Consider the following 22,720-nt stretch of genomic DNA (forward strand, 5'->3'; position numbering starts at 1 on the left):
GGAACAAACCGCGTGCGATTATTTGCCCAATTAAGCTGGTACTTTCGTCGGGAGTGGCAACGCTACCTCGGTGCAGTCGCCCTGCTTATTATCATTGCCATCCTGCAGCTGATCCCGCCGAAAGTGGTGGGCTACGTCGTGGATGGCGTCACCGAACAGCATTACACCACCGCACGGGTGTTGATGTGGGTTGGCACGCTGGTGCTGACGGCGGTCATTGTTTATCTGCTGCGCTACGTCTGGCGCGTGCTGCTGTTTGGTGCGTCCTATCAGCTGGCCGTTGAGCTGCGCGAAGATTTTTATCACCAGCTGAGCCGACAGCATCCCGAATTCTATCTGCGCCACCGCACCGGGGATCTTATCGCGCGCGCCACTAACGACGTTGACCGCGTGGTCTTTGCCGCCGGGGAAGGGGTGTTGACGCTGGTGGACTCGCTGGTGATGGGCTGTGCGGTGCTGATCGTCATGTCCACGCAGATCAGCTGGCAGTTGACCCTGCTGGCCCTGCTGCCGATGCCGCTCATGGCGCTGGCGATCAATCGCTATGGCGAACAATTGCACGAGCGCTTCAAGCTGGCGCAGGCGGCGTTTTCGTCGCTGAACGATCGCACCCAGGAGAGCATGACCAGCATCCGCATGATCAAGGCGTTTGGCCTGGAGGACCGGCAATCAGCGCTGTTTGCGGCCGATGCCGCGGACACGGGAGCGAAGAACATGCGCGTCGCGCGTATTGACGCTCGCTTTGACCCGACGATCTATATCGCAATCGGTATGGCAAACCTGCTGGCCATTGGCGGCGGCAGCTGGATGGTGGTACAGGGCACGCTCACCCTGGGGCAATTGACCAGCTTTGCCATGTATCTGGGGCTGATGATCTGGCCGATGCTGGCGCTGGCCTGGATGTTTAACATTGTGGAGCGCGGCAGTGCCGCCTATAGCCGCATTCGCGCCATGCTGGCCGAAGCGCCGGTGGTCATCGACGGTAGCGAAGCCGTACCGGAAGGGCGCGGCGTCATGCATGTCGACGTCCGCAAGTTTGTCTATCCGCATACGGAGCATCCGGTGCTGGAGAACGTCAGCTTTACGCTGCAGCCCGGCCAGATGCTGGGCATCTGTGGCCCGACGGGATCCGGTAAAAGTACCGTGCTGTCGCTGCTCCAGCGCCACTTTGACGTCACGCAGGGTGATATTCGCTTCCATGATATTCCGCTCACCAGCCTGCTGCTGGATGAGTGGCGTGGTCGCCTGGCGGTTGTCAGCCAGACGCCGTTTCTTTTTTCTGACACCGTGGCGAACAACATCGCGCTTGGGTGCCCGGCAGCAACGCAGGAAGAGATCGAGCATGTGGCGCGTTTAGCCAGCGTACATGATGACATTTTGCGCCTGCCGCAGGGCTACGACACCGAAGTCGGGGAACGCGGCGTCATGCTGTCCGGCGGGCAAAAACAGCGTATCTCCATTGCCCGCGCGCTGCTGCTGAATGCGGAAATCCTGATCCTGGATGATGCGCTCTCCGCCGTGGATGGCCGTACCGAGCATCAGATCCTGCATAACCTGCGCCAGTGGGGTGACGGACGCACGATAATCATCAGTGCCCACCGTTTGTCAGCGCTTACCGAAGCCAGCGAAATTCTGGTATTGCAGCACGGCCATATTGCCCAGCGCGGGCAGCATGACGCGCTGGCCGAGCAGCCGGGCTGGTATCGCGATATGTACCGCTATCAACAGCTTGAAGCGGCGCTTGACGATGCGCCGGAGCAGGATGAGGAGGCCGCCAATGCGTAAGCTCGGAACGATGTGGCCGACGCTCAAACGTCTGCTGGCCTACGGCTCGCCGTGGCGTAAACCGCTCTCCGTTGCTGTGCTTTTACTCTGGATTGCGGCGATTGCCGAAGTGAGCGGTCCGCTGCTCATCAGCTACTTCATCGATAATATGGTCGCCAAAAGCTACCTGCCGCTCGGGCTAGTGGCGGGGTTAGGCGTGGCCTACGTTGGCTTACAGCTGACGGCGGCAGGATTGCATTATGCTCAGTCGCTGCTGTTTAACCGGGCCGCCGTGGGCGTCGTTCAGCAGCTGCGTACCGATGTCATGGACGCGGCGCTTCGCCAGCCGCTCAGCGAGTTTGATATCCAGCCGGTCGGGCAGGTGATTTCGCGCGTAACCAACGATACCGAGGTGATCCGCGATCTGTACGTCACCGTAGTCGCGACGGTATTACGCAGCGCGGCGCTGATTGGCGCGATGCTGGTGGCGATGTTCAGCCTCGACTGGCGCATGGCGCTGGTGGCGATCACTATCTTCCCGGCGGTGCTGATCGTCATGGTGATTTACCAGCGTTACAGCACGCCGATTGTGCGTCGGGTTCGCGCCTATCTGGCCGACATCAACGATGGCTTCAACGAAGTGATTAACGGCATGAGCGTCATCCAGCAGTTCCGCCAGCAGGCGCGCTTTGGCGAGCGCATGGGCGAAGCCAGCCGTTCGCACTATATGGCGCGTATGCAGACGCTGCGCCTGGACGGTTTCCTGCTGCGACCGCTGCTGAGCCTGTTCTCAGCGCTGGTGCTGTGTGGGCTGCTGATGCTCTTTGGCCTGAGCTCAAACGGTACGATTGAGGTGGGCGTGCTGTACGCTTTTATTAGCTATCTGGGACGCCTCAACGAGCCGCTGATCGAGCTCACTACGCAGCAATCGATGCTGCAACAGGCGGTCGTCGCCGGTGAGCGCGTCTTTGAGCTGATGGACAGGCCGCGTCAGGCCTACGGCAATGATGAGCGACCTCTGCAAAGCGGGACTATCGCCTTTGATAACGTCTCGTTTGCCTATCGTGAAGACCGTCTGGTGTTGCAGGACATCACGCTTGACGTTCCGTCGCGCGGTTTCGTCGCGCTGGTGGGTCATACCGGCAGCGGTAAAAGCACGCTCGCCAGCCTGTTGATGGGCTACTACCCGGTCACGCAAGGCGAAATCCGCCTCGACGGGCGCCCGCTCGCGTCTCTTAGCCACACGGTGTTACGCAAAGGCGTTGCGATGGTGCAGCAGGATCCGGTCGTACTGGCCGATACCTTCTTTGCCAACGTAACCCTGGGACGGGACTATTCGGAGGAGCAGGTTTGGGCAGTACTGGAAACGGTGCAGCTGGCAGAGCTGGCGCGCGGGTTCAGCGACGGGATCAACACGAAGCTGGGCGAGCAGGGCAACAATCTTTCCGTGGGGCAAAAACAGCTCCTGGCGCTGGCGCGCGTCCTGATTGAAACGCCGCAGGTGCTGATTCTTGACGAAGCTACGGCCAGCATAGATTCCGGTACCGAGCAGGCGATTCAGCAGGCGCTGGCCGCCGTACACGACCATACGACGCTGGTGGTGATTGCCCACCGTCTTTCCACCATCGTCGACGCGGACACTATTCTGGTGCTGCATCGCGGACAGGCCGTGGAGCGCGGTACGCACCGCGAGCTGCTGGAAGCAAAAGGGCGCTACTGGCAGATGTACCAGCTACAGCTGGCGGGCGAAGAGCTGGCCGCCAGCGCGCGTGATGAAGAGTCGCTTAGCGCCTGATGCACTAAAATGAGGCGCCGCGCTAACAGTCATTCCTGTTGGTGCAAAACTGAAACGCACCCTGCACCGGCATGGTGCGTTTTTTTTCACCGGTTCATTTATCAGGACCGTGTAACGCACATCGCACCGCGATTCCCTCCCGTTTTCATTTCTGGCACATCCCTTGCAATACCTTCCGCGTAAGCTGCGGCCATTACCGAATTCTGACTGGAGGGGATCTATGAAGCTGGTTACGGTTGTAATCAAACCATTCAAACTCGAAGACGTGCGTGAAGCATTGTCTTCAATGGGTATTCAGGGACTGACTGTCACCGAAGTGAAAGGCTTTGGTCGTCAGAAGGGTCATGCCGAGCTTTATCGCGGGGCGGAATACAGCGTTAACTTTCTGCCAAAAGTAAAAATTGATGTCGCGATTGCTGACGATCAGCTTGATGAAGTCATTGATGTCATTAGCAAAGCGGCCTACACCGGCAAAATTGGCGACGGCAAAATTTTCGTTGCCGAACTGCAGCGCGTCATTCGCATCCGTACCGGCGAATCTGACGAAGCGGCTCTGTAATTAACGCCTGGCACACAGTGATAGGGATCGAGAAAATGAAGATAGCAACACTTAAAACGGGTCTGGGTTCGCTGGCGCTGCTGCCGGGCCTGGCGCTGGCTGCTGCCCCAGCGGTGGCCGACAAAGCCGATAACGCCTTTATGGTGATCAGCACCGCGCTGGTGCTGTTCATGTCCATTCCGGGCATTGCGCTGTTCTACGGCGGCCTGATCCGTGGCAAAAACGTTCTCTCCATGCTGACGCAGGTTGCCGTGACGTTCGCACTGGTCTGCGTGCTGTGGGTGGTTTACGGTTACTCGCTGGCGTTCGGCACGGGCAACGCGTTCTTTGGTAACTTCGACTGGGTGATGCTGAAAAACATTGAACTGACCGCGCTGATGGGCAGCTTCTATCAGTATATTCACGTGGCGTTCCAGGGCTCCTTCGCCTGCATTACCGTCGGGCTGATTGTGGGCGCGCTCGCCGAGCGTATTCGTTTCTCTGCGGTCCTGATCTTCGTGGTGGTCTGGCTGACGCTCTCCTATGTGCCGATTGCGCACATGGTATGGGGTGGCGGTCTGCTGGCGACGCACGGTGCACTGGACTTCGCGGGCGGTACCGTTGTTCACATTAACGCCGCGGTCGCGGGTCTGGTGGGCGCATACCTGATTGGCAAACGCGTGGGCTTCGGTAAAGAGGCGTTCAAACCGCACAACCTGCCGATGGTCTTTACCGGTACCGCGATCCTCTACTTTGGCTGGTTTGGCTTCAACGCCGGCTCAGCCAGTGCCGCGAACGAAATTGCCGCACTGGCCTTCGTGAACACCGTGGTGGCCACGGCGGGTGCAATCCTCTCCTGGGTATTTGGCGAGTGGGCGGTGCGCGGTAAACCTTCCCTGCTGGGTGCCTGCTCGGGGGCGATTGCGGGTCTGGTCGGTATTACGCCTGCGTGTGGTTATGTCGGCGTAGGCGGCGCGCTGCTGGTCGGCCTGGTGTCCGGTCTGGCGGGTCTGTGGGGCGTGACCGCACTGAAACGTCTGCTGCGCGTGGATGACCCTTGCGATGTATTTGGCGTTCACGGCGTGTGCGGGATTGTCGGCTGTATCATGACCGGTATCTTCGCGGCGAAATCGCTCGGTGGTGTGGGCTATGCAGAAGGCGTCACCATGGTTCATCAGGTGCTGGTGCAGCTGGAAAGTATTGCTATCACCGTGGTGTGGTCTGCGGTTGTCGCGTTCATCGGCTACAAGCTGGCGGATATGACGGTTGGTCTGCGCGTACCGGAAGAGCAGGAACGCGAAGGTCTGGATGTGAACAGCCACGGCGAGAATGCGTATAACGCATGATCTGAGTGTCTTGCCGGGTGGCGGCTTCGCCTTACCCGGCCTACAACAGCACAAAACGTAGGCCCGGTAAGCGTCGCGCCACCGGGCTTTTTACATCAACCTCTGTTACGCATCACCCCTTCCTGCACCGTTGAAGCGACCAGCACGCCGTCCTGAGTATAAAACTCCCCACGCACAAACCCGCGGGCGCTGGATGCCGACGTACTCTCCACGCTGTAGAGCAGCCACTCATTCATGTTGAAGGGACGGTGGAACCACATCGAGTGATCGATCGTCGCGACCTGCATCCCTTTTTCGAGGAAGCCGACGCCGTGCGGCTGCAGCGCCACCGGCAGGAAGTTGAAGTCAGACGCATAGCCCAGCAGATACTGATGGACGCGGAAATCTTCCGGCACGGTGCCGTTGGCGCGGATCCACACCTGGCGCTTTGGCTCGGCGGTGTGGCCCTTCATTGGGTTGTGGAATTCGACGGGGCGGATCTCAAGCGGCTTATCGCAGAGAAACTTCTCTTTGACCTGCGGCGGCAGCAGATGCGCCAGGGCGCGAGCGATATCCGTTTCCGATTTGAGATCGTCCGGTGAGGGGGCAGGGGGCATGACTTTCTGATGCTCATAACCCGGCTCTGGCGCCTGGAAGGAGGCGGTCATGTAAAAGATTGGCTTACCGTTCTGAATGGCCGCGACGCGGCGCGCGCTGAAGCTGTTGCCGTCTCGCAGAACTTCAACGTCATACACGATGGGTTTCGCGCTATCGCCGGGGCGTAAGAAGTAGCTGTGGAATGAATGCACCAGACGGTCTGCCGGGACAGTCTCCTTTGCAGCGTACAGCGCTTGTCCAACGACTTGCCCACCGAAGACCTGGCGTAAGCCTAAATCTTCGCTCTGTCCGCGAAAGAGTCCTTCCTCAATTTTTTCCAGATTCAGTAATGTCAGCAGATTGTTCAGTGCCTGACTCATAGTTGTCCTCAATAAACGCCGTAGCGAAAGATAGGCAGAGTATAACGCAGAAATGAAAGTGGTCCGATGGGTAGAATAATCTGAATATCGGGATGATTTCAGGCATTAATCAGTGAGTTGTGCCACACTTAACTACGTTATGTGATTGAAACGACATCGGATGGGATCGATCCCGCTGGTGCATTGATGATAAGGAGACTTCAATGAAACTCGTGCCTATGCTAAGTGGTGTAGCGATTGCGGTGGCGTTGTCCGCCTGTGCCGGTAAGAGCGCCCAGGTGCCAGTGCCAGCAGCTGACCCGAACGGGATTAATACCCTTTCGCAGCAGTCCATTCAGCAGCCTAACGTTTCCGGTACCATCTGGATTAAACAGAAAGTTGCGTTGCCGCCGGATGCGGTATTAACGGTGACGCTGTCTGATGCTTCCCTGGCCGACGCGCCGTCGAAAGTCGTGGCTCAGCGTGCCGTCCGTACTGAAGGCAAGCAGGCGCCGTTTAGCTTCGTGTTGCCGTATAACCCGTCGGACGTGCAGCCTAATGCCCGTATTCTGCTGAGCGCAGCGGTCACCATCAACGGTAAGCTGGTGTTTATCACCGATACGGTCCAGGAAGCGATTAACAACGGTGGGACCAAAATCGACCTGAACCTGGTGCCTGTGCAGCAGACCGAAGTGCCGATCGCACCGCAGACCAATCAGCCGTCCCTGCCAACCCCACCCACTCAGATGTAATGGGTATCCCCCTCTCCTTCGGGAGGGGGGTTAATACACCCATCGGTACTTCTGCAAATCGATCTGACCCGACCCTGACACCTGCACCCCCTCTGAAAGTAACGCCTGACGCTGACGCTGGAGATCCGGCCCGGTGAGTGAGATGACGCCATGACGGTTCACCACCCGATGCCAGGGCAGCGTACTGCCTTCCGGCAGCCGTTTCAGGACGCCTCCAACCTGTCGCGCCGCGCGCGGGGAACCGGCCAGGCGCGCGACATCACCATAGGTGGTGACATAGCCCTCCGGGATTGAAGCCACGATTTGCCATACGCGCTGTGGAAAGGAGTCGTGCTCGTCCATACCTTCACCTGTGGGGAGTTTCTGGAGAGCCATGGTAAACGAAGATCGTCATGATTGCTGCGCCTGTTTGCGCAAGAAACCAGCATCCGGTTCCTGGCGGCTTGCAATTGGGCCTTCGCACAGGGATAATGCGCCAGCGCGTTGGTTATCAACGCTCTCAATGGGGGCTCTGTTGGTTCTCCCGCAACGCTACTCTGTTCACCAGGTCAGGTCCGGAAGGAAGCAGCCAGGGCAGACGACGTGTGTGCCGGGATGTAGCTGGCAGGGCCCCCACCCATTTCTGCCCTCATAAAATCTTCCTGCTTTCACCTCTCACTTTTGACGGCTATCCCACAATAATATTATGCCTATATCGTGTAATATATATTTCATCGCGCTGAAATATTATTGTCATAAACCTGTAATAATAGTCGGGCATTTTATCATTGGCCGTCTATTTTCTGGCATAACTCAAAAAAATATATATCTGGATAACATTGTTAACTTCGTGTATTAAATAAAGTACTTATTCCGAAGGGAAGTGACAAACATGGCTACAGCGGTATTAAACGTTAAGATTGATGACGCGCTAAAAGAAAGGCTTCGCCACTATGCGGAAGTGAATAACGAGAACTTAAGCGTGACGACAGAGAAACTGCTGCTGCTGGCGTTCGAAGCAGTAGAAGAGGCGGGAGTATCGGAAGAGGATATTGATAATCAGCATACGGAAGAAGAGAGTGTTTCTCCATTTACTCCTAAAGAAATCAAGGCTCTACGTAAACTTCTGAAGAAGAGAAAATGAAACAACAACTGTCAACTGCCAGTGACTACAAAGAGGCCTGCGATCTGTTGCGTTCAGGCTACGTGAAGCATGTACGTCTTGGCTGGAATGTCGGAAGTGATGAGTTCTTTCGTATTGCGTCTGACTGGTGTGATACTGGCGCAAAAATAAAGAAAGACGGTGAAAACTTCGTTATTTCACTGAAAGGTTTTCCTATTCCTGCTCAGCATTAATTCCGGATGGGTGAAAACTGCTGACTGTATCCGTGACAGTCAGCAGTTTTTATTTTTTTATGATCGGCTTCAAACTTTTAATATTAAATCACGCTGCGTTTAACGGCTGGCACGTTTTTATTCAGGGCGAGCCATAACGGTTTAATCCTCAGCAGCGCCTGTTCAAGCTCTGTTGGTTCGAGCGAGAAGGGCATCCGCAAATAGCGGTCAAACGCGCCCGATAAGCCAAACCGCGTACCGGTTCCCAGATTAATCCCCAGAATCTCAGCCCGCGCGGCAAGCTGTGTCGCCAGCATGCCCGGTAGCTCGATCCAGTAAGAGAGCCCGCCTTCCGCTTCATGGAATTTCCAGTCCGGGAAATGTTCACGCAGCAATTCACCGCATCGATCGCGTCGCTCCGCCAGCATTTTGCGGCGGGCGGGGAGAAACGTCTCGCTGTTGTTGATGAGCCACAGCGCCGCCAGCTGTTCCAGCAGCGGTGAACCTAAATCGAGGGTATCGCGCGTCTGGGCAAGCGTGGCGATCGTGCGCGAGGAGGCGCGGATCCAGCCGAGACGCAGCCCGCCCCAGAAACTTTTTCCGGCGGAGCCTAAGGTGATGACGGTGGCCTGCGGGTTAAAGGAGGCCAGCGGAGGCGGAGGAGGGGCGTCAAACCAGAGATCCACCATCGTTTCATCCACCACCAGCGCCGTACGGGTTTGCGCAGCAATATCGGTAATGGCCTGGCGCGTCGCGATATCCATACAGCGCCCGGTGGGGTTATGAAAATCAGGCATCAGGTACGCCAGGCGCGGCGCGGTTTGGGCAAGCGTGGCGGCAAAGCCATCCGTATCCCAGCCCGTTTCCGGCAGCGACACCCCCACGGGCCGACACTGCGCGCCCTGAATGGCGGCAATCGCCAGCGGATAGGTGGGGTGATCGACCACGACGCGATCCCCGGGCCCGGTCATCATCCGCAGGACCAGCGCGAAGCCGCTGACGGCGCCATTGACCACCATCACTTCGTCCGCGCGGGTGGGAAGGCCCCGCGCGGTATAACGCGCAGCGATGGCCTCCCGCAGCGTTGGCAGTCCTAGCTGATCGTAGCCCGTCAGCGAGAGGTGCTGCGTAATGGCCGTGAGCGCATGGGTATACGCCTGGTGGATCTCCGGCCCGGCATTGAGGGCGGCAGTGGAGAGATCCAGTGCAGCACTCGCCGCGGAAAGCGTGGGAACGGCGCGCGTATCCGGGAGGATCACGCGTGACCCGCTGCCGTGGCGGCTCTCAAGATATCCCTCCTCGCGCAGATGGGCGAGGGCGCTGCTGATGGTGGTCCGGCTTACGTCCAGCGCCGTGGCCAGCTCGCGCTCTCCCGGTAGCCGTGTATTCAGTGCCAGACGTCCATCAAGAATTAACAGGCGCAGCGCATCGGCCAGCTGTCGCCAGAGCGGCGTACGGGATGAGGTTTGCTGCCAGTGGCCTAAAAGGCGTACCAGAGACTGGCTTCCGAAGCGACGTGACGACATGTGCAGTCCACTATTTCAAAACTGGACATTAATCATAGTGCCATTTTAGGTCAGGATGAAAGCCTGGTTCACTGGAGAAGATAAAAATGGTACGTCGTCTGCTACAACTCTATGTCGGTTTAGGACTGTATGGCCTGTCCACCGCGATGTTTATTCGTTCCGATTTGGGTGTCGATCCCTGGGATGTTTTTCACCTTGGGGTGGGGATACAGCTGGGGATGACCATCGGGACGGTGATCATTTTAACCGGTGCTGCGGTGCTGCTGCTGTGGATCCCCCTGCGCCAGATGCCGGGCCTGGGCACCATCAGCAACGTGATTTGTATCGGTCTGGCGGCGGACGCCAGCATGGCGCTTATTCCGGAACTGGATTCGTTACCTGTTCGCATCGCTTTCCTGGTGTCGGGTATCGTGATGAACGCGATTGCGACCAGCATGTACATTGGCGCAGGTTTTGGGCCTGGTCCGCGCGACGGCCTGATGACCGGCATTCATGCCCGGCTGGGGTGGTCCATTCGCAGCGTGCGCACCTCCATTGAGGTGTCCGTCCTGCTGATTGGGTGCGTGCTTGGCGGCACGTTTGGGGTGGGAACGGTCGTGTATGCCCTGACCATTGGCCCACTTATCCAGCTCTGTCTGCCCTGGTTCCGTCAGAAGCCGCGCGTTGCTGAAATCGCGCAGCCGGAGCGGGTTGCCTAATTTTGCGAAGCGCTCACATGTTTTAACGGCGTCGCTGTGCCACAATAATGGGCCATGACTCACGCGATGCCACAATGCATGAAAGCGATCACTCTCTATGATGTCGCCCTCCTTGCGGGGGTTTCTTATCAGACCGTCTCTCGCGTCATTAACGACGCGGAGCATGTCTCTGCCCGCACGCGGGAAAAGGTGCAGCAGGCGATGGCGGAGCTGCACTACGTGCCTAACCTGCGGGCACAGCAGCTGGCGGGTAAACGCACCCGCACGCTGGGACTCATCACCACCGATCTGGCCCTGCATGCGCCCTCGCAAATTGTGTCGGCGGTAAAATCACGTGCGGCCGAAAAAGGGGCGAGCGTCCTTATCTCCATGGTCGAGCAACCGCAGCAGTGTCAGGCCGCACTTCAGGCGCTACTGGCGCAGCGGGTGGACGCGCTGCTGGTGAATGTGCCGCTCGACGATCCTGACGCCGAAGCGCTCAGGGCGCTGGCATCACCTGTTCCGGTGCTGTTCCTTGATGTCTCGCCTTCAGCACAGGTAAACAGCCTCGTGTTTAACGCCGGGCAGGGGGCGCATCTGGGCGTTGAGCACCTGCTTTCGCTGGGGCATCAGCATATTGCCCTGCTGAGCGGGCCGGAAAGCTCGGTCTCTGCTCGGGCGCGCCTGGCAGGATGGAAAGCGGCTCTGGCCCGCGCGGGGCATGACGCCGCTGCGGTGGCTTATGGAGACTGGAGCGCGGCCAGCGGTTATGAGAAAGGGCATGTGCTGCTGTCGGGTAGCGCAGTGCCGGATGCCATTCTGGTGGCGAACGATCAAATGGCGCTCGGAGTGATGCGCGCCTGTGCTGAAAAGGGGATCGCGATTCCAGGTCAGATGTCGGTGGTCGGGTTCGACGATACGGCTGACAGCGCCTGGTTTTCCCCGCCGCTGACGACCATTCGCCAGGCATTTCGCGAGGCTGGCGAGCGCAGCGTGGAGTGGCTGCTGGCCCCCACCGAAGGCGAGACGTGCTGGCAGGTTCAGCTGCCGGTGGCGCTGGTTACCCGGCATTCCAGCGCGCGCCGCACGCCACTGCAGGCCGAACGCGAGGAGCTGGCGCAGCAGCTCAGAAGCCTTGCCTTGCTGGCCGAGCAGCTTGCCCGCAAATAAAACTTTGTGATCGGACTCGCTACCCTGCGATCGAACGCTTTACCGTCGCAGAGTGCCAGGGCATGTTAACCAAAATTGTGAGCGCTTCGCAAAGAGGTTGATATGTCTCATCCACCTTCGCTGACCCTCAGCGACATCCTGGCCCGTCGGGACTGGGAAAACCCCGGCGTTATCCATTGGAACCGCCTGCCCGCACACGCGCCGTTACACAGCTGGCGTAATGAATCTTCCGCCAGGGATGACGTTGGATCCCTCAGCAGGCGCTCCCTCAACGGGATCTGGCGGTTTAGCTACTTTTCTGCTCCCGAGCGGGTTCCTCAGGCATGGGTCACCGAAGATTGCGCTGATGTCGTCGCGATGCCCGTGCCGTCGAACTGGCAGATGCAGGGGTTCGATACGCCCATCTATACCAATGTCACCTATCCGATTCCCGTTAACCCGCCTTTTGTACCGCAGGAAAACCCGACAGGTTGTTACTCGCTCACATTCGACGTAGATGACGCCTGGCTTCAGAGCGGGCAAACCCGAATTATTTTTGATGGCGTGAACTCGGCGTTCCATTTGTGGTGTAACGGGCAGTGGATAGGCTATTCCCAGGACAGTCGATTGCCCGCCGAGTTTGACCTCTCGGCGGCATTACGCCCGGGGCAGAACCGCCTGGCGGTCATGGTCTTGCGCTGGTGCGACGGCAGCTATCTGGAAGATCAGGACATGTGGCGCATGAGCGGCATTTTCCGTGATGTCTCCCTGCTGCATAAGCCGGAGACGCACATTGCGGATTATCATGTGGTCACCGATCTGAATGCGGAGCTGGACCGCGCGGTGCTGAAAGTCGAGGTCGCGTTGACAGGCGCTGACTACGCGGAGTGCGACGTGGCGATAACGCTGTGGCGCAACGGTGAACGCTGTGGCAGCACCACCCAACGGCCAGGCTCTGCCATTGTGGACGAGCGCGGCAACTGGGCCGAGCGGTTAACGGCGGCGATCCCGGTTACAGCCCCGGCGTTATGGAGTGCGGAAACCCCGGAACTCTATCGCCTGACGATCGCGCTTTTGGATGCGCAGGGCAACGTGCTGGAGACGGAAGCCTGCGATGTCGGCTTCCGCCGGGTAGAAATCAGCAACGGCCTGCTGAAGCTCAACGGTAAACCGCTGTTGATCCGCGGGGTTAACCGGCACGAGCATCATCCGGAAAACGGCCAGGTGATGGACGAAGCGACGATGCGTCGCGATATCGAGATCATGAAGCAGCACAACTTCAACGCCGTGCGCTGCTCGCATTACCCGAATCATCCGCTGTGGTACCGGCTTTGCGATCGCTATGGGCTGTACGTTGTTGACGAAGCCAATATCGAAACCCATGGCATGGTGCCGATGAGCCGCCTTGCTGACGATCCGCGCTGGCTGCCCGCCATGAGCGAGCGCGTGACCCGTATGGTGCAGCGCGATCGTAATCATCCCTCAATTATCATCTGGTCGCTGGGCAATGAGTCCGGCCACGGTGCAAACCACGACGCGCTGTACCGCTGGGTGAAATCCACGGATCCGACGCGTCCGGTGCAGTATGAAGGTGGCGGCGCGAACACGGCGGCGACCGATATTGTCTGTCCGATGTATGCCCGGGTCGATCAGGATCAGCCCTTCCCGGCAGTGCCTAAATGGTCAATCAAGAAATGGATCGGCATGCCGGATGAAACACGCCCGCTGATCCTCTGCGAATACGCCCACGCGATGGGGAACAGCTTCGGCGGGTTCGCGAAATACTGGCAGGCGTTTCGCAGCCACCCTCGCCTGCAGGGGGGATTTGTCTGGGACTGGGTCGATCAGGCTCTGACGAAGCAAGATGAAAAGGGCAATTCGTTCTGGGCATACGGCGGGGACTTTGGCGATAAGCCAAACGACCGACAGTTCTGCCTGAATGGGCTGGTCTTCCCCGATCGCACGCCGCACCCGGCGCTGTACGAGGCGCAGCGCGCGCAGCAGTTCTTCACCTTTACGCGGGTCAGCACCTCTCCGCTGGTGATTGAGGTGCAAAGCGGCTACCTGTTCCGCCATACCGATAACGAAGTGCTGAGCTGGACGGTCGCCCGGGATGGGAAGGTACTGGCTTCGGGCGAGGTGACGCTGGCGATAGCCCCTGAAGGTGTTCAGCGTCTGGAGATCGCTCTGCCGGTATTGAAAGCCGAATCGGGGGAAGTCTGGCTGAATGTTGAAGTGCGCCAGCCGCGTGCAACGCCGTGGTCACCGGCTGACCATCGCTGCGCGTGGGAGCAGTGGCCGCTTCCGTCTCCGCTGTTTGTCGCACCGCCAGCCTCTGCGGGCGAGCCGCCGGTTTTGACGCAAAACGACCGCATCCTGGCGATCGCGCATGGTCATCAGCGCTGGCAGTTCGATCGTGCATCCGGAAACCTGACCCAATGGTGGCGAAATGGCGTGGAAACGCTGATGTCACCTTTGACGGATAACGTCAGCCGTGCGCCGCTGGACAATGATATTGGCGTGAGTGAAGCGACGAGGATCGATCCGAATGCCTGGGTTGAACGCTGGAAAGCGGTGGGCATGTACAATTTCACCTCGCGCGTTCTGTACTGTGAGGCAGAGCAGCATGCGGGCGAAGTTGTGGTCAACACCCTTCACGTCGGGGAGTATCATGGCAAAACGCTGTTCCTGAGCCGTAAAGTCTGGCGGGTGGATGACCAGGGGAGGCTGCACGGCGATATTCAGGTGGATATTGCGTCCGATATCCCGGAACCCGCGCGCGTTGGCCTGAGCGTTCATCTCGCCGAAACGCCGGAAAACGTGTCCTGGCTGGGGCTGGGGCCGCATGAAAACTACCCGGACAGAACGCTGGCGGCACAGCAGGGACGCTGGACATTACCCCTGGCGGAGATGCACACCCCGTATATCTTCCCGACGGAAAATGGTTTGCGCTGTGATACGCGGGAGCTGGTGCTGGGAACGCATCAGCTACATGGCCGGTTCCATTTCTCGGTGAGCCGCTACAGCCAGCAGCAGCTGCGCGAGACAACCCATCACCATCTGCTGCGGGAAGAGCCGGGGTGCTGGCTCAACCTCGATGCTTTCCATATGGGCGTGGGCGGCGACGATTCCTGGAGCCCCAGCGTTTCACCGGAATTTATTTTGCAGACACGCCAGCTTCGCTACACCTTTAGCTGGCAGCAAAATCCTTAACGGATCATTGAGATGCGGCCACAGGGCGTGGCCGCAGGCTTACGCCAGAATGCCGCTCAGACCGTGCAGGCTCATATAAATTCCTACTACGGTAATCAGCGCAGCGGAAATCCACGGCGCTTTACGGGAAAGCTCGTTAAACCCGGGCCAGCGTTTTGTCGCGTGCTTGAGGCTTAAGGCGGCAATCGCACCGGAAGCCACCAGGGTTAACGCCAGACCAATACTGAAGCTGAACACCAGCGTCGCGCCGAGGGCGAAATGCTTCAGCTGCAGGCAGATCAGCAGAACGGTAATGGACGCCGGGCAGGGGATAAGCCCGCCGGTCAGGCCAAACATGACGATCTGTCCGGTGGTGACGTTTTGTCCGCTAAAGCGGCGGTTGATATCCTGCGCGTGCGCGCGCTGGTGGGCGTCCTGCCACTCTTCTTCAACCAGCGGGTGTTCGTGGTGGTGATGTTCATGATGATGGTCATGGTCATGATCATGATGGTGGTGATGATCATGGTCGTGATGATGATCGTGTGGCTGGCTCTCTTTCCAGGTTCGCCACGCCATCCACAGGGCGATCGCAACGATCGCGATCCCTGAGATCAGCTGGAACCAGGGTTCAGACGTATGCGCATCCCATCCCCGCCCAAACCATAAACCCGCCATGGCGATGATCCAGACCACTGCCGTATGGGAAAGCGTGGCTGCCAGGCCGAGCAGGACCGCCTGTTTCAGCGTACCGCGGATAGCCACGATAAAGGCGGCCATCATGGTCTTTGAGTGGCCCGGTTCCAGGCCATGCAGCGCGCCAAGCAGGATGGCGCTGGGAACAAACAGCCAGGCATTACCCTGCTGCAGAAGTGAAGCAAAATCGGTCATGGGGGATTCCGGCGTGGAAAATGTCTGCAAATACTACTCCCCCCCAGTAGGTTAATACTACCCCCCAGTAGAAAAATACTCAGGGGGAGTAGAGCGTGTTATGCTTTAAAAGCCAAAAATAAGGGATAGAGAGATGTCACATACCGTTCGCGACAAGAAAATGTTACTAACTCGGCTGAAGAAAATTCAGGGGCAGAGCAACGCTCTGGAGAAAATGCTGAACAGCGATCACGAATGCGCCGAGGTGTTACAGCAGCTGGCGGCGATCCGCGGGGCGGTCAACGGCATGATGATGCAGGTGATCGAAGGGCATTTAACCGATCATGTGGTGAAAGAACCTGAAGAAGCGCAGCGTGAAGCCGATCTTGGCGTGGTGCTGCAGGTGATCAAATCCTATCTTAAGTAGCGTGCGTGCCGAGGTTATTCTCTGCCCAAAGGATAAATTCCATTTTCGGCAGCGCTTTGCTGTAGTACCAGCCCTGTCCGTACTGCACGCCGTGCTGGTGCAGCCAGGCGAGCTGCCCGGCGGTCTCGACGCCTTCCGCTACCATCGCCAGCTTCAGCGACTTCGCCATTTCAATTATATGTGGCGTCACGTTTTTGTACTCCAGCGCATCCACGAACGATTTATCAATTTTTAGCGTGTCGACGTCCAGATCCTGCAGGTAGCTCAGGCTGGAATAGCCCGTACCAAAATCATCTATATAGACAGGGTGCCCCGAACGGCGGAATGCGGCGATAGCCGGCGCGCTGATTTTGGGATCGGCAAAGCCGCGCTCGGTGACCTCAAGGGCGATTTGGCCCGGGTGGACCTTCCATTTGTTCAGCAAGTGACTCAGCAGCGGCGGCAGCGTGCCGGAGGTCAAATCGGCGGGCGCGAGGTTGATGGAGATATGCTGATCGGGGTGAAGGTGCAGCCAACTGCCCATATCCTCGAACACTTTTTCGATAACGAGCTGCGTCAGCTGAGAGATAAGCCCGGTTTGCTCAGCAAGGGGAATAAAAATATCAGGCGAGAGGCTGCTTCCGTCCGGCTGCGGCCAGCGCGTCAGCGCTTCTGCGCCGACAATTTTTCCGCTACACAGCGCCACGATGGGCTGATAGTGAACCACAAAATCGCGGCTGTTAATGGCGTCAAGTAGGCGGTTGCGCGGCGACTGGATGCGACGCAGTATCCGCAGGACAAAGAGCGCGGCAAGCAGGCTTATCAGGACGCCGAAGGGCAGCCATAAAAGCAGCTGCCGGTGCCAGGTTTCCGCCAGCGGTTTGAGCGTAGCCCATGCGACAACGGTAAATCCCAGTTCAGGTACAGGCTTCATAACGTACATTGAACCGTCGTACTGTATGCTGGTCATCGCCTGACCTTTGATCATGTCACGGATATGCGGATCGAGCGTATTGCTGCTGGCGAAGATACGGTGTGTTGTGCTTCCTACCAGGGCAGCATCAATCGCTATCTCGCCGAAAGGGATGACATCCACCAGTGAGGCCGGATCGACCAGGACAAGGTAATGACCTTGCCCCAGCACGGCCATGTAGCGCTGAAACCCAAGATCGTTTTGCGTGGTCAGCCATGCGCTGTAACCGTCTTCGGTAATGCGCATCGGCGGGGGGAAAGGGGCGGCATGGCTGGTTTGCTCAAGAGAGGAGCAGAGCGGCCTGAGATTGTCGATATAAATCACTTCCTGGACGTATCGCCACGAGAAAGCGACCCGTCGCATCTCTCTTAACTGCAACGGGCTGCACGGCACGCCCTCAAAGGCCTGCAGATGATTAAGCGCTTCTTTCGCCTGATCCACGACCTTGTCGGTGCGTATTAGCACGCGTGAGGCATAGTTTTCCAGCGCATCGACAAATTTATCTTCCGCCTGGCGATGGGCCAGCCAGATGCTCAGGCAAATGGGGACCAGCACGGAAAAGATGAGTACGCCAGTCACCAGACTGACCAGATGTCGGGTTTTCATGCTGTCGTGTCCTTCCTCGTATACCCGTTCCTGAGCACTGAGTTCCCTGCCTGAAGAGAAAGATTTTACCGCGAAATGATATAGTTATAGCACGTGGGTGGCCTGGTTTTCATTTTATCTCAGGTAAACCAGAAAATATCGTCAGAGGGGAGGGGTTGTTTTTTGAATCTGGCCTGGATATTATTTTGTTATGTTATAACAAAACATAAAGGATTGACGATGAAACCCAATATCCATCCCGCCTATCGCACCGTGGTCTTCCATGACACCAGCGCGAATGAATACTTCAAAGTGGGCTCAACCATTAAGACCGACCGCGAAATTGAACTCGACGGTGAAACGTATCCGTATATCACCATCGAGGTTTCTTCAAAATCGCACCCGTTTTATACCGGTAAGCAGAAAACGTTCTCCACGGACGGTAGCGCAGCGCGCTTCCGCAAGCGTTTTGGTGGTTTTCTCAATGCGAAGCGGGGCTAAACATGCAGGTACTTAACTCATTGCGCAGTGCAAAACAGCGTCACCCGGATTGCCAGATAGTCAAACGCAAGGGACGCTTGTACGTGATTTGCAAATCCAATCCGCGCTTTAAGGCGGTTCAGGGACGTAAAAAAAGACGCTAAACACGCGTTTCTCGCCAGCTTTCCAGGGATCTTTTCTGTTTGCCATCGGCAGTAAAATTGTCGGTGGCAAGCCAGCTCTCAAAGGCGTTCGCCAGCGTCGGCCACTCTTTATCGAGAATCGAAAACCAGTCGGTATCCCGGTTATGGCCTTTTATCACCAGCGCCTGACGAAAGCGCCCCTCAAACTGAAAACCCAGGCGCAGGGCGGCCTTGCGGGAAGGTTCGTTCAGGCTATTGCACTTCCACTCATAACGCCGGTAGCCCAGGGTATCGAACACATACCGCATCAGCAGATATTGCGCCTCTGTCGACATGGGCGTGCGGCTTAAAAGAGGCGAGAAGTGAACGTGCCCCACCTCCACGACCCCGTTTTTAGGATCAATCCGCATCAGGGACAGCGTCCCGACCGGAGACCGGGTCTGGTTATCGATAACGGTAAAGTGTATGGGGTCGGATAACTCACTCACGCTCGCGACCCATTCGGCAAACTCCTCTGCGGTAGCGTCGGGTTCACGCAGCAGCCACGTCCAGCTGCGCGTATCTCCGGCCAGGGAATAGGCGGAGAATAGCGCGTTGGCATGCTCCACGCGCAGCGGTTCAAGGCGACAATACCGGCCCTGAAGCACGACCCGGGATGGGGGCTGACGAGGTTGCCAGTCGCTAAGCGCTTCGCCCACTGGCTGTCCGAACTGATTGAATGTCTTCATCTTCATTTCCGTGACGTTGAAAAGAGTTTCAGACTAGTGAATTGCTGGTTCCTTAAAAAGAACCACTGCGCTATGTTTTGATGGTGCCACGAGGAGGCAAGATGAATATACCGGGTGATGAATTTTATACCTTGCTCAACGCAGCCCTGAATAAACGAGGGGAAGAGACGCTCCAGCGCGCGCTTTATATTGCTTTACGGGAGGCGATTCTGTGCGGAAGACTCCTGTCCGGCAGCCAGCTTCCCGGTTCGCGAACGCTGGCCCAGCAGCTCTCCCTTTCCCGCAATACCGTCAATGCGGCGCTGGACCAGCTCACGCTGGAAGGGTATTTGCAGCGTAACCGCCAGGGAACGCGGGTGGCACAGCTGGCTTACCGTTCGGCCACCCGGACATTGCCGGACCCTGACATCAGGCTCGCCCGGCGGGTTGGCCTGCTGCCTGCGCCGGTGCAGCGGGATACCCCGGTACTGGCATTTACGCCGGGGACACCCGCCATCAACTATTTCCCTCTGCCGCTGTGGCGGCGATTGTACGATCGCGTGATGCGGGAGGAGGGAAATGCCCTGCTGGGGTATGGCGACCCGGCCGGTGAACCGTCGCTGCGGGCAGCGATTGCCCGGCATCTCGCCCTGTCTCGCGGTATCGACTGCGACGCGAGCCAGATTGTGATCACGGAAGGCGCGCTTGAGGGTGTCAACCTGTGCACGATGCTGTTGAGCGAGCCGGGGGATATCGCCTGGGTAGAAAACCCCGGCTATAGCGGGGCAAAAAGCGCGTTTGTTAAAACCGGCCTGACCATGACGGGGATCCCGGTTGGTGACGAGGGGATGTGCTGGGAGGGATTGAATGCCCCTTCTCCCTCGTTAATTTTTACCTCACCTTCACACCAGTTCCCCTACGGAAGCGTGCTCAGCGCCCGACGGCGTCTGGCGCTGCTGGAGCTCGCCCGGCAGCACAACGCGTGGATCATAGAAGACGATTACGACAGCGAATTCCGTTATGCCGGTGAGCCCGTGCCGGCGATGCTGGGAATGGTAAACAACGCACCCGTGGTTTATCTCGGGACGTTCAGTAAAACGCTGTTTCCGTCGCTCCGAATAGGGTTCATGGTCTTGCCGCCTGCGCTGGCGAAGGCGGTTCGTCCGGCCATCGGCTCGCTGTTGCGCGGTGGGCATCGTGCCGAACAGCGCACGCTGGCGCTGTTTATCGAAGAAGGTCATTATGCCCGTCATCTTGCCGCCATGCGTCGACTCTATCGTAAACGATACCGCCAGCTGCGGGAGGTGCTGGGCGCAGAGCTTCATGCGCCGCACCGTATTCTGGCCGGTGAAGGCGGGATGCATCTGACGCTGGCGATAGACGATATTGATGACCAGAAACTGGTGGCGCAGGCGAGGGCGTTTCAGCTGGCACCCGCTGCATTGAGCGGGTACTACCTGGAGGCGAAGCAGGGGCAAACCGGTCTGGTTTTAGGTTACGGCAATACCTCTGCTTCTCAGTTTGCGCCGGGGATCCGGCGTCTGCAGGCGCTCATTACGCAGCAGCAGGGCGCGAAAGGGTAAAGACGTCATAGAAAGAGAGCTGACCTTTGGTAGAGACCATTTTTTGCAGCTTCTCTTTTTGCACGGTTTCAACGGCCGGAGAGTGCAGAATGCTGTCGATCAGCTCCTCTGGCACGTAACGCGTGTTGTACCATTCGCCGTTATAGCAGACCCGGAAATCGAGGACGTCGATATCTTCGTAACGGTAGCGCGGATTCACGTCGAAAAAGAAAAAGGCGTTAAAGACCACAAACAGCACAACCAGCAGCCAGACGGAGTCTACCAGCGTTTCAGACTTCAGCATCACAATAAGCGTCGCCAGCCAGGCGGCATACATGGCGACAAACAGTCCAGGATGTTTGCGAATAAAGCTAATGCTAAAGCGCGGGCGATTGTCGCGCTTTTCGCGGAGGTTAAGATCGTCGATGGTGGCGGTGAGCAGGCGCTGTATCTCGGTCATTTTTTGCCTTTATGAGAGTTGACAATACAGGGTGTCTGCCAATTTTAGGGGAGCCATTGGGCTGAAAAAAGTAACAGTCTGGCGCTAAAAGACCATAACAGTTGGCTCCCCACTCCCTCACAGCGTTTTGATGATTTTTGCCGGATTGCCGCCCACGACAACGTTAGCCGGGACGTCTTTCGTCACCACGGCACCGGAGGCCACCACCACATTATCACCAATGGTGACGCCAGGGTTAATAACCGCCCGACCACCGATCCAGACATTATTCCCAATGGTGACGGGTTTGCCAAACTCCACGCCGCTGTTCCGTTCCTCTGCATCCAGCGGATGGGTGGCCGTATAAATATGCACACCCGGCGCGAGCATGCAGTTATCGCCGATACGAACGGGGCAGACATCCAGCATCACGCAGTCGAAGTTCGCGTAAAAGTTTTTACCCAGAGAGATGTTATATCCATAGTCGCAGCGGAAGCTCGGTTCGATATAAGCGCCTTCGCTTTGCCCCAGCAGTTCCGCCAGGATGTTCTGGCGTTCTGTCTTTTCATCGGGCGCGGTGTGGTTATAGCGGTACACCAGATGGCGGGCCCGCAGTCTGTCGGCCCGTAACGTCTCATCGCCGGGGCGGTAGTGTTCACCGGCAATCATCTTCTGTTTTTCTACGCTCATAGGAAACCTCTCTGGAAAAGATTACCGCAGAGTAATAGGAACAGGCCAGGAGGGGAACGTTCCCGAAAAGCCGATGTGACTGGCGTCACAACAATGTTGCTGATAAACACGTTTTACACGGAGACCTGGCCTGGGCACAGGGAGCATAACGGGATAGGTAAAAACAGCTTAGAACGTGGCGTAGAACTCTACAGACACCCTTCAAACATTAACGGACAAATTTCCATACAGAAGTAGGGATTTTGTCATACAGCTTATTCATGGTCAGTTCAGCAAGACGATGGTCCGCGGCTGAATAAAATACGGCCAGTTCATTATCAGAAAGCTCGTATTTATTCTTTTCAATGACGCGTTCGAGCGTGTCAATTGACTGACAACGTCGTAAGCGCATCAAATAATCGATTTTTGTGAGTGGTTTATCAGACATAAATTCACCTTAGTAATTGTAATAATTTTAACAGGAAAGACTAACCGGGTTAGCTCTGCTCACGTTGACGAAACAGCGGAATAGCCGGTTTCCCGATTTACGCCATTTTTGCAAATCCTGGGCGTTAATGCCGTAACTACTGAACAACATAAAGGTGTCGTCCAGGTATTCATCAATTTGCTCAATGAGCTTATTATCTTCATTGTACTTAATTTTATAATTAAGTGCGAAGGTTGCGATATGCTCTATCAGCTCATTCAACTGTAAATTGATGGCAGACGTTGGGTCGTTTACCCAGCCATGGTTACTTTCATCAAGGTTGGCAAGGCAGTCATGGTACAAGGATTCGCAGAGAAATTTCAACTGCGCGATATCATGCCTTTTTGGCGAGTACTCGTCCATAGCGCATCCCCTTCTGAGTGATTTCTTACTCACCGAACATCATAGTCGGGA

Annotated in this window: 23 protein-coding genes, 1 other RNA gene and 1 pseudogene; 15 read left to right on the top strand and 10 right to left on the bottom strand. The window is 57.3% G+C overall.

Going from position 1 to position 22,720, the window contains the following annotated elements:
- Positions 1-12: 12 nt before the first annotated feature.
- The 4 genes from V1572_RS07845 to amtB all read left to right on the top strand — a co-directional run bounded on the left by V1572_RS07845 (position 13) and on the right by amtB (position 5,443).
- The gene (locus V1572_RS07845) at positions 13-1,785 is read left to right on the top strand and encodes a SmdA family multidrug ABC transporter permease/ATP-binding protein (RefSeq protein WP_048030097.1); all 1,773 of its coding nucleotides are present in this window, start codon (positions 13-15) and stop codon (positions 1,783-1,785) included.
- Positions 1,778-3,559, top strand: a complete 1,782-nt coding sequence (locus V1572_RS07850; protein ID WP_395299842.1) for a SmdB family multidrug efflux ABC transporter permease/ATP-binding protein — start codon at positions 1,778-1,780, stop codon at positions 3,557-3,559. The genes V1572_RS07845 and V1572_RS07850 overlap by 8 nt, the downstream gene beginning before the upstream one ends.
- A gap of 220 nt (positions 3,560-3,779) precedes the next feature.
- The gene (gene glnK, locus V1572_RS07855) at positions 3,780-4,118 is read left to right on the top strand and encodes a P-II family nitrogen regulator (protein ID WP_008503304.1); all 339 of its coding nucleotides are present in this window, start codon (positions 3,780-3,782) and stop codon (positions 4,116-4,118) included.
- A 35-nt stretch (positions 4,119-4,153) separates the two neighbouring features.
- On the top strand, positions 4,154-5,443 hold the full coding sequence (gene amtB, locus V1572_RS07860) for an ammonium transporter AmtB (protein WP_395299843.1): 1,290 nt from the start codon (positions 4,154-4,156) through the stop codon (positions 5,441-5,443).
- 95 nt (positions 5,444-5,538) lie between these two features.
- On the opposite strand, the gene tesB is transcribed toward amtB, so the two are convergent.
- Complete coding sequence (tesB, locus tag V1572_RS07865; protein WP_023293157.1) at positions 5,539-6,399, bottom strand: acyl-CoA thioesterase II; 861 nt, start codon at positions 6,397-6,399, stop codon at positions 5,539-5,541.
- A gap of 203 nt (positions 6,400-6,602) precedes the next feature.
- Here tesB and V1572_RS07870 point away from each other — a divergent pair, with 203 nt between their 5' ends.
- Positions 6,603-7,130, top strand: a complete 528-nt coding sequence (locus V1572_RS07870; RefSeq protein WP_045909766.1) for a YbaY family lipoprotein — start codon at positions 6,603-6,605, stop codon at positions 7,128-7,130.
- Between the two features lie 30 nt (positions 7,131-7,160).
- Here V1572_RS07870 and V1572_RS07875 read toward each other — a convergent pair.
- A pseudogene (locus V1572_RS07875) lies at positions 7,161-7,558 on the bottom strand (MGMT family protein).
- A gap of 84 nt (positions 7,559-7,642) precedes the next feature.
- Between V1572_RS07875 and ffs the strand changes: the two are divergent.
- From ffs to V1572_RS07890, 3 genes are all read left to right on the top strand, one after another.
- An RNA gene (gene ffs / locus V1572_RS07880) (signal recognition particle sRNA small type) lies at positions 7,643-7,739 on the top strand.
- A gap of 262 nt (positions 7,740-8,001) precedes the next feature.
- On the top strand, positions 8,002-8,253 hold the full coding sequence (locus V1572_RS07885; protein ID WP_023310587.1) for a hypothetical protein: 252 nt from the start codon (positions 8,002-8,004) through the stop codon (positions 8,251-8,253).
- Complete coding sequence (locus tag V1572_RS07890; protein WP_008503298.1) at positions 8,250-8,465, top strand: hypothetical protein; 216 nt, start codon at positions 8,250-8,252, stop codon at positions 8,463-8,465. The genes V1572_RS07885 and V1572_RS07890 overlap by 4 nt, the downstream gene beginning before the upstream one ends.
- An 83-nt stretch (positions 8,466-8,548) precedes the next feature.
- On the opposite strand, the gene V1572_RS07895 is transcribed toward V1572_RS07890, so the two are convergent.
- Complete coding sequence (locus V1572_RS07895; protein WP_395299844.1) at positions 8,549-9,970, bottom strand: PLP-dependent aminotransferase family protein; 1,422 nt, start codon at positions 9,968-9,970, stop codon at positions 8,549-8,551.
- 86 nt (positions 9,971-10,056) lie between these two features.
- Between V1572_RS07895 and V1572_RS07900 the strand changes: the two genes are divergently transcribed.
- The 3 genes from V1572_RS07900 (at position 10,057) to V1572_RS07910 (ending at position 15,009) form a co-directional block, all read left to right on the top strand.
- Entirely contained in the window at positions 10,057-10,668 is a 612-nt protein-coding gene (locus V1572_RS07900; protein WP_262811589.1) for a YitT family protein, read from the top strand.
- A gap of 78 nt (positions 10,669-10,746) precedes the next feature.
- Positions 10,747-11,817, top strand: a complete 1,071-nt coding sequence (locus V1572_RS07905) for a LacI family DNA-binding transcriptional regulator (RefSeq protein ID WP_048225904.1) — start codon at positions 10,747-10,749, stop codon at positions 11,815-11,817.
- 102 nt (positions 11,818-11,919) lie between these two features.
- Positions 11,920-15,009 (top strand): beta-galactosidase, encoded by a 3,090-nt coding sequence (locus V1572_RS07910; RefSeq protein ID WP_395299845.1) that lies wholly within the window; start codon positions 11,920-11,922, stop codon positions 15,007-15,009.
- A 39-nt stretch (positions 15,010-15,048) separates the two neighbouring features.
- Here V1572_RS07910 and V1572_RS07915 read toward each other — a convergent pair whose 3' ends face one another.
- Positions 15,049-15,876, bottom strand: a complete 828-nt coding sequence (locus V1572_RS07915) for a nickel/cobalt efflux protein RcnA (RefSeq protein WP_048989758.1) — start codon at positions 15,874-15,876, stop codon at positions 15,049-15,051.
- A gap of 133 nt (positions 15,877-16,009) precedes the next feature.
- On the opposite strand from V1572_RS07915, the gene V1572_RS07920 reads away from it, so the two are divergent.
- Positions 16,010-16,282, top strand: coding sequence for a metal/formaldehyde-sensitive transcriptional repressor (locus V1572_RS07920; protein WP_024906840.1), 273 nt, complete (start codon positions 16,010-16,012; stop codon positions 16,280-16,282).
- Here the strand turns inward: V1572_RS07920 and V1572_RS07925 are convergent.
- Positions 16,275-17,840 (bottom strand): EAL domain-containing protein, encoded by a 1,566-nt coding sequence (locus V1572_RS07925; protein ID WP_395299846.1) that lies wholly within the window; start codon positions 17,838-17,840, stop codon positions 16,275-16,277. The two genes, V1572_RS07920 and V1572_RS07925, sit on opposite strands and share 8 nt — an antisense overlap.
- Before the next feature lie 219 nt (positions 17,841-18,059).
- Between V1572_RS07925 and V1572_RS07930 the strand changes: the two genes are divergently transcribed.
- Together V1572_RS07930 and ykgO are read left to right on the top strand one after the other, a co-directional pair.
- Entirely contained in the window at positions 18,060-18,320 is a 261-nt protein-coding gene (locus V1572_RS07930; protein ID WP_006176933.1) for a type B 50S ribosomal protein L31, read from the top strand.
- Positions 18,321-18,322: 2 nt separating this feature from the next.
- Positions 18,323-18,463, top strand: a complete 141-nt coding sequence (gene ykgO, locus V1572_RS07935; protein WP_003859006.1) for a type B 50S ribosomal protein L36 — start codon at positions 18,323-18,325, stop codon at positions 18,461-18,463.
- Here the strand turns inward: ykgO and V1572_RS07940 are convergent.
- Positions 18,460-19,170 carry a GNAT family N-acetyltransferase gene (locus V1572_RS07940; protein WP_069720245.1) on the bottom strand — a complete coding sequence of 237 codons (711 nt, stop codon included), beginning with the start codon at positions 19,168-19,170 and terminating at the stop codon, positions 18,460-18,462. The genes ykgO and V1572_RS07940 overlap by 4 nt on opposite strands.
- 101 nt (positions 19,171-19,271) lie before the next feature.
- Between V1572_RS07940 and V1572_RS07945 the strand changes: the two genes are divergently transcribed.
- Entirely contained in the window at positions 19,272-20,732 is a 1,461-nt protein-coding gene (locus V1572_RS07945; protein ID WP_395299847.1) for a PLP-dependent aminotransferase family protein, read from the top strand.
- On the opposite strand, the gene V1572_RS07950 is transcribed toward V1572_RS07945, so the two are convergent.
- The 4 genes from V1572_RS07950 to tomB form a co-directional block, all read right to left on the bottom strand.
- Complete coding sequence (locus tag V1572_RS07950) at positions 20,704-21,171, bottom strand: YlaC family protein (protein WP_045909756.1); 468 nt, start codon at positions 21,169-21,171, stop codon at positions 20,704-20,706. The two genes, V1572_RS07945 and V1572_RS07950, sit on opposite strands and share 29 nt — an antisense overlap.
- A gap of 117 nt (positions 21,172-21,288) precedes the next feature.
- On the bottom strand, positions 21,289-21,840 hold the full coding sequence (gene maa / locus V1572_RS07955) for a maltose O-acetyltransferase (protein WP_045909755.1): 552 nt from the start codon (positions 21,838-21,840) through the stop codon (positions 21,289-21,291).
- A 208-nt stretch (positions 21,841-22,048) separates the two neighbouring features.
- Positions 22,049-22,267: an HHA domain-containing protein gene (locus V1572_RS07960; protein ID WP_008499287.1), complete on the bottom strand. Its 219-nt coding sequence runs from the start codon at positions 22,265-22,267 to the stop codon at positions 22,049-22,051.
- A 27-nt stretch (positions 22,268-22,294) separates the two neighbouring features.
- On the bottom strand, positions 22,295-22,669 hold the full coding sequence (gene tomB / locus V1572_RS07965) for an Hha toxicity modulator TomB (RefSeq protein WP_008499288.1): 375 nt from the start codon (positions 22,667-22,669) through the stop codon (positions 22,295-22,297).
- Positions 22,670-22,720 lie beyond the last annotated feature (51 nt).

The sequence above is a fragment of the Enterobacter quasiroggenkampii genome (assembly GCF_043972695.1).
Lineage (GTDB): Bacteria > Pseudomonadota > Gammaproteobacteria > Enterobacterales > Enterobacteriaceae > Enterobacter > Enterobacter quasiroggenkampii.

What these genes read in the sequence shown, in the direction of transcription:
- V1572_RS07850 (WP_395299842.1), top strand. Translation starts at nt 1,778, where the DNA reads ATGCGTAAGCTCGGAACGATGTGGCCGACGCTCAAACGTCTGCTGGCC.
- glnK (WP_008503304.1), top strand. Translation starts at nt 3,780, where the DNA reads ATGAAGCTGGTTACGGTTGTAATCAAACCATTCAAACTCGAAGACGTG.
- amtB (WP_395299843.1), top strand. Translation starts at nt 4,154, where the DNA reads ATGAAGATAGCAACACTTAAAACGGGTCTGGGTTCGCTGGCGCTGCTG.
- tesB (WP_023293157.1), bottom strand. Translation starts at nt 6,399, where the DNA reads ATGAGTCAGGCACTGAACAATCTGCTGACATTACTGAATCTGGAAAAA.
- V1572_RS07870 (WP_045909766.1), top strand. Translation starts at nt 6,603, where the DNA reads ATGAAACTCGTGCCTATGCTAAGTGGTGTAGCGATTGCGGTGGCGTTG.
- V1572_RS07885 (WP_023310587.1), top strand. Translation starts at nt 8,002, where the DNA reads ATGGCTACAGCGGTATTAAACGTTAAGATTGATGACGCGCTAAAAGAA.
- V1572_RS07890 (WP_008503298.1), top strand. Translation starts at nt 8,250, where the DNA reads ATGAAACAACAACTGTCAACTGCCAGTGACTACAAAGAGGCCTGCGAT.
- V1572_RS07895 (WP_395299844.1), bottom strand. Translation starts at nt 9,970, where the DNA reads ATGTCGTCACGTCGCTTCGGAAGCCAGTCTCTGGTACGCCTTTTAGGC.
- V1572_RS07900 (WP_262811589.1), top strand. Translation starts at nt 10,057, where the DNA reads ATGGTACGTCGTCTGCTACAACTCTATGTCGGTTTAGGACTGTATGGC.
- V1572_RS07905 (WP_048225904.1), top strand. Translation starts at nt 10,747, where the DNA reads ATGAAAGCGATCACTCTCTATGATGTCGCCCTCCTTGCGGGGGTTTCT.
- V1572_RS07910 (WP_395299845.1), top strand. Translation starts at nt 11,920, where the DNA reads ATGTCTCATCCACCTTCGCTGACCCTCAGCGACATCCTGGCCCGTCGG.
- V1572_RS07915 (WP_048989758.1), bottom strand. Translation starts at nt 15,876, where the DNA reads ATGACCGATTTTGCTTCACTTCTGCAGCAGGGTAATGCCTGGCTGTTT.
- V1572_RS07920 (WP_024906840.1), top strand. Translation starts at nt 16,010, where the DNA reads ATGTCACATACCGTTCGCGACAAGAAAATGTTACTAACTCGGCTGAAG.
- V1572_RS07925 (WP_395299846.1), bottom strand. Translation starts at nt 17,840, where the DNA reads ATGAAAACCCGACATCTGGTCAGTCTGGTGACTGGCGTACTCATCTTT.
- V1572_RS07930 (WP_006176933.1), top strand. Translation starts at nt 18,060, where the DNA reads ATGAAACCCAATATCCATCCCGCCTATCGCACCGTGGTCTTCCATGAC.
- ykgO (WP_003859006.1), top strand. Translation starts at nt 18,323, where the DNA reads ATGCAGGTACTTAACTCATTGCGCAGTGCAAAACAGCGTCACCCGGAT.
- V1572_RS07940 (WP_069720245.1), bottom strand. Translation starts at nt 19,170, where the DNA reads ATGAAGACATTCAATCAGTTCGGACAGCCAGTGGGCGAAGCGCTTAGC.
- V1572_RS07945 (WP_395299847.1), top strand. Translation starts at nt 19,272, where the DNA reads ATGAATATACCGGGTGATGAATTTTATACCTTGCTCAACGCAGCCCTG.
- V1572_RS07950 (WP_045909756.1), bottom strand. Translation starts at nt 21,171, where the DNA reads ATGACCGAGATACAGCGCCTGCTCACCGCCACCATCGACGATCTTAAC.
- maa (WP_045909755.1), bottom strand. Translation starts at nt 21,840, where the DNA reads ATGAGCGTAGAAAAACAGAAGATGATTGCCGGTGAACACTACCGCCCC.
- V1572_RS07960 (WP_008499287.1), bottom strand. Translation starts at nt 22,267, where the DNA reads ATGTCTGATAAACCACTCACAAAAATCGATTATTTGATGCGCTTACGA.
- tomB (WP_008499288.1), bottom strand. Translation starts at nt 22,669, where the DNA reads ATGGACGAGTACTCGCCAAAAAGGCATGATATCGCGCAGTTGAAATTT.